The 15,056-nt window shown below is 46.2% G+C and carries 12 protein-coding genes; 6 read left to right on the forward strand and 6 right to left on the reverse strand.

Annotated features, from left to right (window positions below; translation table 11 throughout):
• The first annotated feature begins 4 nt into the window (after positions 1 to 4).
• From ICV32_RS03975 to ICV32_RS03990, 4 genes are read left to right on the forward strand one after another with little or no spacing between them, the layout of a single operon-like run.
• Positions 5 to 1,240 (forward strand): efflux RND transporter periplasmic adaptor subunit, encoded by a 1,236-nt coding sequence (locus ICV32_RS03975; protein ID WP_215372122.1) that lies wholly within the window; start codon positions 5 to 7, stop codon positions 1,238 to 1,240.
• A gap of 9 nt (positions 1,241 to 1,249) precedes the next feature.
• Entirely contained in the window at positions 1,250 to 4,321 is a 3,072-nt protein-coding gene (locus ICV32_RS03980) for an efflux RND transporter permease subunit (protein ID WP_215372536.1), read from the forward strand.
• Positions 4,322 to 4,344: 23 nt separating this feature from the next.
• Entirely contained in the window at positions 4,345 to 5,688 is a 1,344-nt protein-coding gene (locus ICV32_RS03985; protein ID WP_215372124.1) for an FAD/NAD(P)-binding protein, read from the forward strand.
• A 9-nt stretch (positions 5,689 to 5,697) separates the two neighbouring features.
• Positions 5,698 to 5,943, forward strand: coding sequence for a hypothetical protein (locus ICV32_RS03990; protein WP_215372126.1), 246 nt, complete (start codon positions 5,698 to 5,700; stop codon positions 5,941 to 5,943).
• A 2-nt stretch (positions 5,944 to 5,945) separates the two neighbouring features.
• On the opposite strand, the gene ICV32_RS03995 is transcribed toward ICV32_RS03990, so the two are convergent.
• The 6 genes from ICV32_RS03995 to ICV32_RS04020 form a co-directional block, all read right to left on the reverse strand.
• Positions 5,946 to 7,199: a patatin-like phospholipase family protein gene (locus ICV32_RS03995; protein ID WP_215372128.1), complete on the reverse strand. Its 1,254-nt coding sequence runs from the start codon at positions 7,197 to 7,199 to the stop codon at positions 5,946 to 5,948.
• 39 nt (positions 7,200 to 7,238) lie between these two features.
• Complete coding sequence (locus tag ICV32_RS04000; protein ID WP_215372130.1) at positions 7,239 to 8,633, reverse strand: efflux transporter outer membrane subunit; 1,395 nt, start codon at positions 8,631 to 8,633, stop codon at positions 7,239 to 7,241.
• 1 nt (position 8,634) lies between these two features.
• Entirely contained in the window at positions 8,635 to 9,591 is a 957-nt protein-coding gene (locus ICV32_RS04005; protein WP_215372132.1) for an HlyD family secretion protein, read from the reverse strand.
• On the reverse strand, positions 9,591 to 9,983 hold the full coding sequence (locus ICV32_RS04010) for a DUF3302 domain-containing protein (RefSeq protein ID WP_215372134.1): 393 nt from the start codon (positions 9,981 to 9,983) through the stop codon (positions 9,591 to 9,593). Before ICV32_RS04010 ends, ICV32_RS04005 begins: the two co-directional genes overlap by 1 nt.
• Positions 9,984 to 10,089: 106 nt before the next feature.
• Entirely contained in the window at positions 10,090 to 11,097 is a 1,008-nt protein-coding gene (locus tag ICV32_RS04015; protein ID WP_215372135.1) for an MBL fold metallo-hydrolase, read from the reverse strand.
• A gap of 95 nt (positions 11,098 to 11,192) precedes the next feature.
• Positions 11,193 to 12,152 carry a sodium-dependent bicarbonate transport family permease gene (locus ICV32_RS04020; RefSeq protein WP_215372137.1) on the reverse strand — a complete coding sequence of 320 codons (960 nt, stop codon included), beginning with the start codon at positions 12,150 to 12,152 and terminating at the stop codon, positions 11,193 to 11,195.
• Between the two features lie 280 nt (positions 12,153 to 12,432).
• Here ICV32_RS04020 and ICV32_RS04025 point away from each other — a divergent pair, with 280 nt between their 5' ends.
• The gene (locus tag ICV32_RS04025) at positions 12,433 to 13,701 is read left to right on the forward strand and encodes a TolC family protein (protein WP_215372139.1); all 1,269 of its coding nucleotides are present in this window, start codon (positions 12,433 to 12,435) and stop codon (positions 13,699 to 13,701) included.
• A complete protein-coding gene (locus ICV32_RS04030) occupies positions 13,701 to 15,047 on the forward strand; it encodes an efflux RND transporter periplasmic adaptor subunit (protein ID WP_215372141.1) in 1,347 nt (448 codons plus the stop codon). The genes ICV32_RS04025 and ICV32_RS04030 overlap by 1 nt, the downstream gene beginning before the upstream one ends.
• Positions 15,048 to 15,056: the final 9 nt, after the last annotated feature.

A 15,056-nucleotide genomic window follows, 5' to 3' on the forward strand; every position in this document is an offset into this window, starting at 1 on the left:
AACTATGAAAAAACACCTTAATCCAAAATTGATCGAGCATATTAAAACTTTTGTAAAGCTCGTACAGCACAAGTTAGGTGCCGTATCAAAAGCCTATTGGGAATTAAGTCCTGAGAAACGCTACCGAATTCGCTTGGCATTATTTGCTTTTGGAATTCTGGTCCTTGGATTTATCGCGGGACGTCTAACAACCGTTCATCGCATCATTAAGACAGAGCAGCAAGAAAAGGAAATAGTAGTTGATAGGTCGGGAATTATTTCGTTAAGTATGCCCGGAATTAACCTTAATCCAGAAATTTATCGCTTTGAAAAAGCAATCCTACAAAAGGTTCCAGAAGAAATTAAGGTGCCTGGACGACTTGTATTTAATGCAGAAAAAGGGAAACTATTAAGTGCTCGAGTATCTGGCAGGGTAGAGCGCATCTTTTCTTTTGAGGGCGCGTCAATTGATGTTGGTAGCCCGGTTATTGAGTTATACAGTCCGGAGTTTAATTCAGCTCAACAAGAGTTCTTATTAACCCATCAAACAGTCAAAATTCTTACTCAGAATAGTTCATTAACAAATCTTTTGGCTGATGCCAAAATTACACAAGATGCTGCCGCAAACCGTCTGCGTAATTTGGGGTTTGCAGATTCTGACATTCTGTCTCTTGAACGTTCTGGAAAAACTAGCCCCAATCTTCTTATGCGCTCACCTCTCAAGGGGGTGGTGGTTAAACGAAATGTAGAACCAGGAGCGATTGTTGGTAGCGGTGAACCATTGGTATTTTTAGCTGATCCTAAAGCACTTTGGTTCACTGGCAATGTATTCGAACAGGATGCGCGCTTGATTGAACGGGGTCAGCGAATGCGAATTCATTTAGAAGCGTATCCTGATCGTGAGATTATTGTTCAGGTAAATTATGTTTCGCCAACAGTTGATGCTCAATCAAGAGGAATAATGATTCGAGCCGATATTAACAATACTGATGGTAGTTTACGGCCTGACATGTATGCTAATGCCAAATTACAAATCGGCACAACACAAGCAATAGTAGTTCCCCAAACAGCGATCGTACGTGATAAAGAGGCAATTTATGCCTTTGTACGTACTGGACCTGAAAACTATCGACGTATTATTGTGAAGGGATTTGATTTTGATGGAAAACGTTTTGCAATTACGGATGGAATAGAGCCAAATACAGAGATTTTAGTTAAAGGCGCAGTGCTCTTAAACGAACGTTTTACTAAACAGGAGTAGTCAGTGAGTCTGCTTAGTTCTTTTGTTCGTAGTGTTATTCATAAGCGCATTATTGTTCTAGCTTGTTGCATTTTGTTGCTCATTCTGGGTGGAATGGCACTTCGAGCACTACCAATTCAGCCTTATCCAGGAGTTGCACCGCTTACCATTCAAGCTATTTCACAATGGCCTGGGAGAGGAACCACAGAGGTTGAGCAACAAATTACGATCCCTGTGGAGAATGCCTTGGCTGGCATTCCTGGTGTACAGACTTTCCGTTCTGTGTCTTTATTTGGTTTATCAGTTGTTACCCTAAAATTTAATAACCTTGCCGATCCCTTTAAGGCTCGACAAACATTTATTGCGAATCTATCTAAAGTAGATTTCCCACCAGGGGTTATTTCAAGTGTTAGCCCTGATTCGGATGCGACCGGGGAAATTATGCGTTATCAGGTGGTTTCAGAATATGCCGACTCAACACGTCGAAAAACACTTCAAAACTACGAAATTTATAAAGAGTTAAAACAAACTCCAGGCGTTGCAGAGGTGTCCTCCTTTGGCGGTAAAGTAAGGCAATATCAGGTAGTTATCCTGCCCGAAAAAATGCAGGCAAAAGGCGTAACGCTTTCACAATTAGTGAATGCATTATCAACCTCTAATGCAAATACTGGCGGTGGATTGTTACCAAGCGGCGAACAACAATTTGTAGTGCGTGGCGTTGGCTTACTTAAGAATATTTTTGACATTAAACAAGTTGTAGTTGCCACAAATAACGGCATTCCAATCCGTATTGGTGATATTGCCGAAGTGAAGATTGGTCATGCGCCACGTCTTGGCGTTTTTCAGTTTGATGACAAACCCGATGAGGTCGAAGGAATTGTGTTTTTAAGACGCGGTGAAAATGCTACCGAAGTGTTAGCTAGAGTCCGTCAAAAAATTAATCACCTAAATGCCCACGTGTTGCCGCCAGGAATTGAAATCAAACCCTTTTATGATCGCCAAAATTTACTTGATATTACGATTGGCACAGTTAAGCACACTCTATTTTTTGGGATATCTCTTGTTCTTGTAGTGCTCTATGTATTTTTAGGAAATTTTCGAGCCGCAGCGGTTGTTGCTGCCGTAATTCCTTTGGCGTTGTGTTTTTCCTTTATCCAAATGGATTTATTTGATGTACCTGCTAATTTGATATCTCTTGGGGCAATCGATTTTGGTGTGATTGTGGATGCCGCAGTAATCGTTACTGAAAACGTGATGCGGCATTTAGAGGATGGGAAGAAGCGTCTCAATCAAAGTATTGTGGTGGCCATTAGCGAAGTTCAGCGGGCGATGATTTATTCAGTCTGCATCATTATTGTGGCGTATTCCCCCCTGTTCCTGATGGGTGGTGTCGAGGGTATTATTTTCAAGCCGATGGCATTTACTATGGGTTTTGCATTGATTGCCGCAATGATTCTGAGCTTGACCTTCTTACCGGCAATGATGTCATTCATTTTTAGTGAAAATTTTCACCACAAACCCCCAGGGTTTATTACTGCATTACTAGCTTGGTATCGACCAGTGTTACGTCGCTGGATGGATCGGCCGCGAACGATCGCTGCTACCTCAGTATTTATTTTAGGACTAGCACTTTTAAGTACCACCCGATTAGGGACTGCATTTCTGCCCACACTTGAGGAAAACAATATTTGGTTGCGAGTGACTTTACCCAATACGGTTGATTTAGATTACTCGGTTAAGATTTCTAATGAACTGCGTGAACTATTTCGCAAGCAACCTGAGATTGAAAAAGTTGCGGTTCAAATAGGGCGCCCTGACGACGGCACGGATCCAACAGGAGTGTTTAATCAAGAATATGGGTTATATCTTAAGGCTCCGGACAAAATGCCTGCCGGTACTAATAAGAAAATCCTGATTCAGAATCTGGAGGAGGAGCTTAAGAAAATTCCTGGATTAACGTACAGTTTCTCTCAATATATTCAAGATAATGTCAATGAGGCCTTGTCCGGCGTGAAGGGAGAGAACTCCATTAAGATCTACGGCCCTGATCTTGAGGTATTGGATGAGAAGGCGCATGAGGTCCTCAAGCTTCTCAAAAATGTCCGCGGGATTGCAGATGAAGGCATCCTTAAAGAATTAGGTCAACCAACACTTAATATTGAAATTGATCGTGAGCGGGCCGCTCGTTATAACCTAGAAATGGATGAAATTCAAATACTGGTTGCTGATGCGATTGGAGGTACTCCTATTACCCAGTTGTTAGAAGATGAAAAGAGTTTTGGTATTGCTATTCGTCTTCAAGAAGATCACCGTAACGACATATCAGATATCAAGGCGTTGTTAATTGATGTCCCTGGTGGCGGTCGAATTCCATTATCGATGGTTGCGAAAGTTAAGATTGGAGATGGACCATTTTTTATCTACCGCGAATATGGCAAGCGCTATATTGCGATTAAATTTAGTGTTCGTGGTAGAGATCTTGGTAGCGCTGTTGAGGATGCAAAATTTTTAATCGAAAAATCTGTACGTCTTCCCCCAAATTATTCGATTGCCTGGGATGGTCAGTTTAATCAGATGAAAGAGGCTCAGCGTCGCCTCATGATTATTGTGCCTCTTGCGCTTTTAGGAATTTTCTTCTTGCTATTGAGCGTGTTCGGGAATATTCGCGATGCCTCGATTGTCTTAATTAATGTCCCCTTTGCGGCCATTGGCGGCATCGTCGCCCTTCACTTAGCGGGTGAGACCTTAAGTATTTCAGCGCTCTTTGGATTCTTATCCCTTTTTGGAATCGCAGTGTTGGATGGCGTGATTTTAATTTCCTTTATTAATAAAGTAAGCTCAGAGGACGAATCGCAGATGAAGGATGCGATGGTTGAAGGGGCGAGCTTACGGGTTCGCCCGGTTCTCATGACGGCTCTGTTGTCTGGCCTAGGTTTACTCCCCGCAGCCTTATCGCACGCGATTGGATCGGAGGCTCAACGACCCTTAGCGCTAGTCATCGTGGGCGGTATGATCACTGCAACGATTCTGACCCTGTTTGTCTTACCGGTCTTTTATGCATGGTTACGGTCTCGTAAAGGAGGTAATCTCTATACTGTATAGATTCAATTGATAAAGTATAGAAATTGACTATTAAGGACTTACTGATTATTGGTGACGGTTTTTCAGCCGCTGTCGCCTTGGTTCATCTGCTACGTCAAGGGATTGATTCACAATCCATTTCGATTCTTGGTAAACGTACTTTAGGGCGGGGTAATGCGTATGACTGCGTTAGTCCTGCATTTCGGCTCAATGTGCGTGAGGATCTCCCGATAATCTTCTCCGAGGATCCATTGCATTTTGCGAGCTGGGCTAAAGAGCACATTAATGACCCCCAAGCCAAAACAAGCGCCGGTTATTTCTATCGACGCAGCGATTTTGGGGCATACATGAGTGGATTGGTTCATCATCAACTTAGTGGAAGAAATATCAATCAGATTCAAGGCGAGGCACAGCGCATCACTGGGTCTGATGGCCAGTGGAGAGTGGAACTCAAGACTGGTGAACGGATCGATGCAAAAGCAATTATTCTGGCAACTGGTAATGCTACCCCGACCTGGCCCTGCACACTGCGTGTGGAAGAGACCTTAAACCATCTCACCTTGACTGAGAACCCGTGGCTAGGAGATTATCTTCATCGAATACCAGCAAAGGATTCTGTTCTTTTGCTTGGTGGCGGATTGACGGCGCTTGATGCCATCAATGGTTTTGTGGAACAGGGTCATCAAGGTAAAGTCTTCGTGATTTCTCCTCGAGCCATTTTTCCGCCTTCCCAGGCGCCATGGATTCGAACTAAGGAGCCAGAATGGCCAAATCCGATGAATCCAGCCCGATTGGTGCGCTTTATGCGCCACTATCTCCCCAATACCCCAAGCGATCAATCGGAATGGCAATGCGCGTGGGAGGAGTTACGACCCGATCTCAATCGCATTTGGCAGGGGTTTAATCCGCACCAACGTCGTATTTTGATAAAACGCTTTGGATGGCTTTGGAATCTCTATCGATTCCGGGCTTCACCACAAACCATTGCGGCATATCATCAATTGCGTGATCTGCAACAAATCGAGTTTCGCTGTGGTCGTGCCAATCAAATTGCGGTGCGGGATGGAGCGATTCATGTAACCCTATGTCAGGGTGAGGTAGTCCGCGGTCAACACCTAATTAATTGCACCGGTGTGGCACGTGACCCATTGCTTGATCAAATGACGCATACCATTGCTAACCCTGATGCACTTAAACGTTCGATTGCAATCGATTCACAGCTTGCCATTCTTGATCAAAACGGCAGGGCCTATCAAAGCCTTTGGATGATTGGGCCAGCGACCATGGGAAGCTTAGGAGACGTGATTGCGGCAAGTGCGATTGCCAAACAAGCTGAGCAGCTCGCGAAATCAATCCGATTAAACTGGATGGTAAATTACCATGTCTAATATTTAATCATGAATCAACTTACAAAGTTTATCCAGGAAAAACTCATCCTAGCAGCTGTTTTAATATTGCTTCATGGCTGTGCCGCTGTGTTTACTGATGCATCAGACGCTAACCATGTCACGTTTTTGAATAGTGCAGACGAGTCACTTTCGCAGCTTACCGATAAAGCGAATGCTTACTGTCAACAGTACGGCAAGCGTGCCGTGTATCGAAAGGGCGATAATTTGCTAGTGGCTGTATTCGATTGCCGTTAAGCTTACTTCGTTTTCTTTTGAACGGGCTTGGTATTTAAAAGCTCGGGTTGCATGGTTGTATCTTCCTCAATGGACTTACGGTATCCCGGAGGGTATTTGCTCCAGTCATAGCCTTTGCGAGCCCGCTGATAGCCATAGTCATATAGTGCCTGCATGTATTTCGTATCAAATTCTTCAACATGTGGAAAATTGAAGTCTGAGCCGATATACGCTAAATTAAATCCCACCCGATCATCCTGCGTAATGTTATAGATGCGGTAAAGATCCCCAATTCCTTGGGATTGAATCAATTGTGAAATCGCACGTCCAGCGATACTCAAGGTACGACGCTCGGTTTGCTGCCAGTCGATATCCAAGCGGGCGTTACGAATGATGTAGGCCTGACGATTGGTAATGCGCTTCACGCCAATTTCCTTTGCTCGGTTCGCTGCGGCTCCTGGATAAAGAAAAACCTGGGTTGTCGCGCCACCGTCAACGTGCATTTCTTGAAATTCTTTGCCATCGATCATGAAATCAAACATTACGGGAGGAAAGGCTGCTGGAATTGATGCCGATGCCAACAAGATCTTGCGAAACAGCTCTAAGGATTCGGGGGAGCCGACGCTTGCGATTTGCCCCATGTTCCAGATCACTGGTGTGCCAGCATCAATATTCGTGGTGCCGATTAAAAGCCAGCGACCCCGTTGGTTGTATTCATGGGCTACTTTTTTTAAAAAGTCATCGGTGACATGTTTTGATATCAATTGAAACAAAGGTGAGGTATCCGCTAACCCATCGCCAAAGAACCCTGACAAAAAGCCGCGCGATTTAAAAATATCACTCGGTTTTACTTGGGTGTATACCTCCGTGAGAACGCGATCGTAGTCTTTACCTAAGTAGGCAAACGGTGCAATGAGGGCCCCGGTACTAATTCCAGTGACCAAATTAAACTCGGGGCGCGTGCCTTGCTCGGTCCAACCAACCAAGAGACCTGCACCAAATGCACCATTGTCACCACCTCCCGATAATGACAGGTAGTTACTCTTGTCACCCAGAATAGTTTTACTCAAGCGCCGATTAAGAGTGTTGACATCATCTACAAAGCTATTAATTCCGGCGGAAGTGGCTATTAAATATCGAGTACTTTGCATGCCGGCGATTTGCGCACGGGTTAAATCAGAGGCCGGCACTGCAGCTTTGCGCTCCAAGGTGCTGCAGGCACTTAGCGCTAGGACACTGAGGATTAATGCGATGTTACGAATCAATAGGTTGCGCATAAGTTATTTCGATCTAAAAAAAGTAAATGGATCTTGGGATTAAGGAGTCGGTGAGCCGCCAAGCGCAAGGTAAAGATTAACTCGTTGAGTAAGTGCATCAACTTGGCCTTGGCGGACATTGATTTCAGTGGTATTGGTTTTGATCTTCTGTTGCTGAATCTGACGCTGATCAATCCGCCCAATTGAAAATTCTTGTTCGGTATTTCGAAGGATTTGCTTTTGTTCCTTCAATTGGGTTTGGAGTGCGATGGTGCGCTCGCGCCAAGTCATTTCGCCATTAAGAGCATTCTCGACGTCTCCAAATGCATTGAGTACTACTTTGCCATAGTTGGCTAGGGCTGCTTGTGCCTCTGCATTCTGATACGCAATTTGTGCTTCTATGGCGCCGCCCTGAAAAAGGGGCATCATCACATTCGCCCCAACACCCAAACTGCTACTTGGCCCATTGACTAAACTAAAAACCTGGCTATTGATGTAACCAAACCCAGCGGTCAGGCTAATTTTGGGAAGACGCGCCATGCGTTTCTCAGCTGCGGCATAAAAGGCACTATTAACGCGAGCCTCAGCCGCCATGATGTCGGGGCGGCGCTCCAAAATATCCGTTGGAATACCGGGTGCAACTGGGGGTGGCAAGGCAGGAAGCTCGGTGCTCTTGAGTGGTTTAGCATGGGGATAACGCCCAACTAAGATTTCTACGGCGCGCAGGGCTTGGTCGCGCGATTGCTTAATAACGAATTCTGCCTCTTTGCTCTGAGCAGCCATCGCTCTTGCTGTAGAGACTTCAGACTTAGATGATGCCCCAATTTTTTCCCGAATAGCAGTGAGCTCTGCATAACGAGCTGCGGCATTGGCATTATCTTCACTCAGCCGTGCCTGATCCTGTAAGCCTCGGGCGAGCCAAACTGTTTTAGTCAGGGTGCCCACAAGCGACAGTTGAGCCGCCTCTTGTTCTGCATTGAGCGCACGCGCATTCTCGCGCGCACCAGCAACTTGATTGCGTACTCGTCCCCAGAGGTCTAACTCCCAATTTGCACCAATGTAATAGCCGGTTAAACCACTGCCACTCGAGCCAATACGACCACCTGTATTACCAACTACGCCTAAACCTGGATACTGTGCACCACCCGCCGCATCAATTAAAGCTTGGGCTTGCAAACGTCGCGCAGCCATTACTCGAATATCCGGATGATTTTGGAGAGCCTCAGCCACTAAGTCATTCAGTTCTGGATCATTAAATTGCTTAAGCCAGGCTTGATCGAGAATCGGACCGCTTACGCGTGAGGCACTGAATTGAGTAGGGATTGCAAGCTTTGGTAGCGATTGATCACGCAGTGCTTGGCCGCTTAGTGGATCTTGAATTGCGCAGCCGCTTAGCAATACCATCATCCAGCTTGATCCATTGATTAAACCTTTGCGTAAAGAATCGGTATTCATGTCAATGCAACTTCGGAACGATGTAATTGAGCTTGGTACCTACTCGCAACATGACCTTACGAATAATGTGTAAGAAGGCCAAATGATTGGTGTATACCGCACCCTCGCCCACAGCGCCCGCAGGCAGTAGGGGGTAGTTCTTGGTCTCATCCAAAACCAACTTAACAGCAAAACGATTCGCCGTCATATCTCTTAAGCCAATGGTGGGTAGGTTACCGCTGACATTGAGTTGCCCCTGGCCCTCAGCATAAATGACCGACTCAACTTTGGCCTTGAGGATCTCGCCTGGAAGGCTCGGAATAAAGAACTCCGCTTCATTGCCAGGCTCAATTTGATGCAACTCATTTTGTTTAAAGAGGGCATAAATTTGTGGCGTATCTTCCATGAAGGTCATGACCGAGGAAATTGGAAAGGCAGCCACATAAGCGCCGGGACGAAGTTGTACGTTCACGATGATGCCGTCCGATGGAGCGCGCATGACCGTTTGCTCGAGATCGTACTGCGCGTGTTTGAATTGTTCTTGAAGATCGAGCAAATCGGCTTGTGCCTTCTCAAGATCGAAACGATTTCCAGCGCCAGCAGCAACCAATTGTTGATTCTCGGAGACTCGCAAGGTTGCTAAATCCAATTTAGCTTTGATCGAGTTCACCTGCGCTTTATATTGAGTCGCATCAATCTTAAACAATACATCCCCTTGTTTGACACGCTGATTAATGCGCACTGGAACGTCGATGACACGTCCTTTTACCTGACTCACAATGCCCACGCTGTTGCGGACCACAATGACATCTCCAGACGATGGGGCAAAAACATTGAGTAACAGAATGAGCGTAATCATCCCAACCACGGGGATTGTGACTACGATTACCTTGGCCGAGGTAGTCCAAGGTAAGAGTTTGAACTTAAAAAAGATTAGCCAAACAATCGTGGCATAGATAGCAAGGAGGAGAGCTTCCATTAGGGGTTGCTCGACTCTGGTTTGGATTTTGGATCTGTTTCATGAATCGGTGAGTACTGATCTGTACTATAGGCAAGTTTGTACATGGTTGGTCGGGTATACGCCCATAAGTAGGCAAAGGGCCACAGAAGACCGCCAAAAAATAGCGAAAGAACGCATAAAGCATGAATGGCATCGCGTTGCGGATGTTGACGGCGTTTTGCAACCGTATCTGGCCAAATGTGGACAAACCAAAAGAGTGCGATTAAGGCAATCGGCAAAACAATAATCACAACCCACGAAACGAGATTTGCAAACCCATCAATTAAATGAGCGGGCATGAATGAAGCATGGGCAGGCAAAGGGAGGAGTAATGCAGATACCATCACAAGAAGGAGGGCGCTTGTATTCATTGGCTATTCCTTAAGTTGGTATGAATTTGGCTAGACAAATCATACATTGCCAAGAGTATGATCGATAGCCTATGGAGAAGGCTATTTGCCATAAAGCTAATATTCCCTAGAAAGCCTCTTTCTCCGCTTCTAAATAGGCAAGGCTTGTGTATTTACCAATATTGCCGTCAAAGCCTTGCATCGTTTTGGCTCGTTTGCTAACCCGTGGGTCCTTCAGGACTAATGATTTGGCGACGCTTAGATCTTGACCATCTTTTACGGCTTTGACACAGGTATCGTAAATGCCTGCTAAGAACTCACCATATTCATTGAGGAGCTGTTTGCTCGGCTCCCCATGACCCGGGACCCAAAGTTGATCCCCCTCAGTGGCTTGTAAATTCTTATAGGTCTTAAATGTCCCCACATACGATCCATCATCAATATTGGCGATGCGATTACCCATGGCAATATCACCAACATAGGTCACCTTGTCTTCAATGACCTGCATGCAAATATCGCCCGGTGTATGCGCAGTGCCATGGTGATGAACCTTAATGCGCACATCACCAAAATGAAATACATCACCGTGATTTGCGTCATGGGTTGGTGGAATTACTTTGGTGCCTGCAGTTGCTTGATTGGTCCAGCGCTCCATCAAATTGCGCCATGCATTGCCTTCAATGCCTTTGATCTGTTTAATGGAGTAAGGATGGGCATAAATGGGCATGACCTTACTGTAGGTCTCAATAAATGCTTGATTTCCTAAAAAATGATCGCCATGGTAATGCGAATTAAAAATCGCAATCACCGGCTTATCAGTTACCTTCTTGATCATCCGGATTGCCATTTCACCAATTTGCAAGGAGGCACCGGTATCTAAAATAACCACGCCTTTGCTGGTGACCACAAAGGTGACATTGGCCATCATGCCGCGATTTTCAGGTGTTGGAAAACCATCGGGCGAATAAATTAGCCATACATGCTTACTAATTTGCTTTGCAGGAATATCCTTGACTGGCGGCCCTTTAAAAAAATCCTCAGCCGCACTCGCAAACTGCATGGCTTGCGGGGCAAGCATGATCCCGCTCGCTCCAGCGATCCATTTGAGTGCCTGACGACGCGAACGAGCAGCCATTGAATACCCCCATTGATATATTCAGTTTAGCGAATATTTACCCAGCCCCATCAAAATGAGTGATTACCTGAGTAATTTATTCATCCTTGGGGAAGCTACCCCATCACTAATTTGGCAATCTGAGTGTAAAGAGGGATTCCGATGATTAAATTAAGAGGAAAGGTAATACCTAAGGACATACCCATATATAAAGCGGGACTCACCTCGGGTAAGGCGTGCCGCAATACCGCTGGAACCGCGATGTAAGACGCGCTAGCGGCTAACACCATCAATAGAATCGTGTTGCCCAATTCCACCTTGAAGAGGTAGCAGAGCAATAACGCAAAGAGCGAGTGACAAAGCGGTGCGATAAAAGCGTACACAATCAAACGTCTGGGTTTGCCCTTGAGATCCACAAAACTCTTCGCACTCATTAAACCCATATCCAGTAAAAAGAATGCCAGCATGCCTTTGAACAAGTCCACCGAGAACGGTGCCATCACCTTTTGTCCATCCGGACCTGAAATGATGCCAATCAACATGGCACCGAGAAGCAATAACTGTGCACCATCGGTAAATGACTCGTGCAGTAGTTTGCCCACTTTCATGGGTTGCTTGGATTGCGACATCGAGGATTTCGCACGATTGGCGAGGAAGATCGCCAAAATAATGGCCGGGGATTCCATGAGTGCCATCGCAGCGGCCATGTGACCACCATACTCAATCTGAACATGATTAAGGTATTGGGTGGCAGTAATGAAGGTGACCGCACTAACGGATCCATACGTCGCTGCAATTGCTGCGGAATCCAAGGCATTGAGTTTGGTCTTTAAAAAGTAATAACTAACGAGCGGAATAATGCAGGCAAGGGCAATCGCAATTCCTAAACTGGTAGTAATTGCAAAGGTAAGTCCAGATTGGTGCAAAGCGAACCCACCTTTTAGTCCCAAAGCCATTAAAAGGTAAAGAGACAGAAAGCGGGTGATGGGTTGCGGGATCTCGAGGTTGGAACGAACCAATCCTGCAAATACGCCAAAGATAAAAAACAGGATGGCGGGATCAATAATCGTGCTCATGAATTGTTATTTTCTCATTTTTGTAACCTAGGATTCGAAAAGTGCAACGCACCGCTGTATATGGGCCATCGCAGAATAGGCCTAAATTTATTAGGGAAATCACTAATTCGTAATCTATGGTCAAATCCATTCATCGATTTTGGGGAGTAGCCTGCCTAGCAATAGGTCTTGCGCATCGACATTCCGGAAAGCCGTGAAGAGCTGACCCGGTGCGTGAGGGGAATCAGTCCTTGGCCAGACCAGTTTTTAGTATTGGAAAACTGTGGACCCCTTTATAAACGTGATTCGTCGACTATCGTATGTCGCTCTGATTTGGGCAAGTATCGGTCTACCCGTTTGGGCACAAACGCAATCGAGCAAAACGATCTTTACACTGGATCAACTAATCCAACTGGCATTGGAAAGCAATCCACAGGTGATGGCCGCGCGCGATCAGACGCGCGCAATCGGCGGTCAATTGCGAAGTGCGCGGGCAATTCCAAATCCTGAGTTTGAGGTCAATACGGGCCAGCAACGCGGAACCTCGGGTGGTTTAAGTACTGGTAACCTCTCGCAATGGGTTGTCACCCAGCCACTCGACATGCCATATACCCGTTTTCCACGCGTCAATGCGGCCGAGGCGAGCATGCGTGCAGCAGAGGCAAATCGAGTCGCGTTTGAAGTTGAAACCATTGCTCGCGTACGCCAAAGTTTTTATGAGCTTGTGCGCCGCGAAGCCGAATCACGCGCTGCTGATGAAGACCTTGATCTCACTAAGCAAATCCGCGATCGGATGCAGTTACGGTATGACGTCGGGGAGACCGCACGCTTTGAGCTCATTCGTGCGCAAACCGAGTTTCTCAATGCTGAGATCGTTGCCCAGGGAAACAAATTACGAATTGAACAGGCCCGCAGTCAATTGCGAAAAGTTGTTGGCTTTAATCTGCCCGCAAACTTCGAGATCCAAGCTAAGGTTGCATCCATTCCAACTTTACCCGAGCTTAAGGTTTTGCTCGATAACCTCCGTCATCAAAGCCCGGAGTTAAAGCGTGCTAAGGCGGAGGTGGAGGCAAGTGAATCACGTCTGAGTTTTGAACAAAACTCACGCTTACCGCAACTGGCAATCAAGGCTCAACAATATAACGACCCTAACTTTACCGATCGCCTATACGGTTTAGTGGTCAGCATTCCAATTTGGGATTTTCGTCAGGGTCAAATTACCGAAGCCGAGGCGAATGCCTCAAAAGCCCGCAATCAATTGAATGCGCAGATGCAAAACCTCGAGACTCAGTTGGAGTCGGCCTACAAACTCTATGAAATCACCCGCTTTCAGGTCAAAACCTTGGATGAGCGGGTCGTGCAACTTGCTGCTAGTGCTCGCAAGATTGCCGAGACCTCCTATCGCTTTGGTGAGCGTGGCATGTTGGAGTTTTTGGATGCTCAGCGTACGTTTCGGGCTGCACGAAATGATTTGATTCGAGCCCGTTTCGAGTTGGCATCGATTGTGAATGAAATTGAACGTTTGAGTGCTTCTCCTGAGTGGGTGGCCATGATTGAAGGTAAAAAATAATGAGCGCTGAACCTAAATTCAGAAAAAAATTAGCAGATCAAATTCAGAAGGGGCGTGCCCTAATTTTGGAGCAAACCACTGCTGCCATTCATGCAATACGGGATTGGCAAAAGCAAGGTTACGGCCAGATTCGCGAGTTTGCAAATCAAAAAGCTCCAGCGGTCTTGCAAAAGTATGACGCTAGTCCAGCTTGGGTCAAGTCTGGATTCTTTATTTTGCCTTGGGTAGTCGTTGTTTTGTTAACCCTTTATTATTTTGATGTATTTGATTCCAAGCCGACCCCTCGCTTAATTCAAGATCCAAGCATCGTTTATGTGAATGATGACCTCAGTAAATTAATTAAGAATGGGCAGGTCAAATTAGCCCCGTTTGTTGAGGAGTTGAGGGTCTCTGGCCGCATTGATTTCAATGAACGGTTCTTAGCCCGCATTGGGGCTAATGTGACAGGTCGCGTATCCGAAATATTGGGTGTGCCTGGTCAGGAAGTGACTCAAGGAGAAGTTTTGGCCAAGATTACTTCAACCGAACTCACTCAGTCACAGCTCGCTTACTTAAAAGCCCGAACCGCCAGTCAGCTCGCGGAACAAGCGGCCAATCGTGCGCGCATTCTCTATAAAGAAGATGTGATTGCGCTTGCAGAGTTACAGCGCCGTGAAGCGGAAGCAATGACTGCAAAAGCCGAGTTGCGAGCAGCCAATGATCAATTGCGTGTCCAGGGTATGGATCAGAAAAGTATTGATCGTCTTGCCAAAAGCGGTGTCATTGAATCCATTAATAACGTGATTGCCACGATTCCGGGCCAAATTGTGGAGCGCAAAATTAATCGTGGACAAGTGGTTCAGCCAGCTGAATCGCTTTTTACAATTGCAGACCTCAGTACTCTATGGGCAGTTGCTGAAGTCCCGGAGGGAAATTCATCATTGCTACAAAAGGGGCAAAAATCCTCGGTGATTATTCCTGCTTTACGTAATCGCGTGATCGAAGGTGTAATCTCGCACGTGGATGCGATCGTTAATCCACAAACCCGAACTGTGGTTGTGCGGATGGACATTTCAAACACAACCGGGCAGATTCGTCCAGGCATGCTAGCCACGATGTTGATTGATAGTGAACCGGTTGAGCGACTTGTGGTGCCAAGTTCTGCAGTGATTCGTGAAGATAACCAAGATTACGTATTTATTCGTAGCGACGATGATCGTTACCGAATGGTTGCTGTCAAGGCCGGCCCTGAGGGTAAAGGCATGCGCGCGATCCTATCTGGCCTCAAAGAGGGCGAAGAGATTGCCATTGAAGGCGCGTTTCATTTAAATGCCGAGCGCAAGCGTCAGCTTAGTGGTGGTGGTTAAGGCGATTCA

This window comes from Polynucleobacter sp. MWH-UH24A (assembly GCF_018687475.1).
In the GTDB taxonomy this organism is placed as follows: Bacteria; Pseudomonadota; Gammaproteobacteria; order Burkholderiales; family Burkholderiaceae; genus Polynucleobacter.

Coding starts and splice junctions, on each gene's coding strand:
- ICV32_RS03975 (WP_215372122.1), top strand. CDS start 5: ATGAAAAAACACCTTAATCCAAAATTGATCGAGCATATTAAAACTTTT.
- ICV32_RS03990 (WP_215372126.1), top strand. CDS start 5,698: ATGAATCAACTTACAAAGTTTATCCAGGAAAAACTCATCCTAGCAGCT.
- ICV32_RS03995 (WP_215372128.1), bottom strand. CDS start 7,199: ATGCGCAACCTATTGATTCGTAACATCGCATTAATCCTCAGTGTCCTA.
- ICV32_RS04000 (WP_215372130.1), bottom strand. CDS start 8,633: ATGAATACCGATTCTTTACGCAAAGGTTTAATCAATGGATCAAGCTGG.
- ICV32_RS04005 (WP_215372132.1), bottom strand. CDS start 9,591: ATGGAAGCTCTCCTCCTTGCTATCTATGCCACGATTGTTTGGCTAATC.
- ICV32_RS04010 (WP_215372134.1), bottom strand. CDS start 9,983: ATGAATACAAGCGCCCTCCTTCTTGTGATGGTATCTGCATTACTCCTC.
- ICV32_RS04015 (WP_215372135.1), bottom strand. CDS start 11,097: ATGGCTGCTCGTTCGCGTCGTCAGGCACTCAAATGGATCGCTGGAGCG.
- ICV32_RS04020 (WP_215372137.1), bottom strand. CDS start 12,152: ATGAGCACGATTATTGATCCCGCCATCCTGTTTTTTATCTTTGGCGTA.
- ICV32_RS04030 (WP_215372141.1), top strand. CDS start 13,701: ATGAGCGCTGAACCTAAATTCAGAAAAAAATTAGCAGATCAAATTCAG.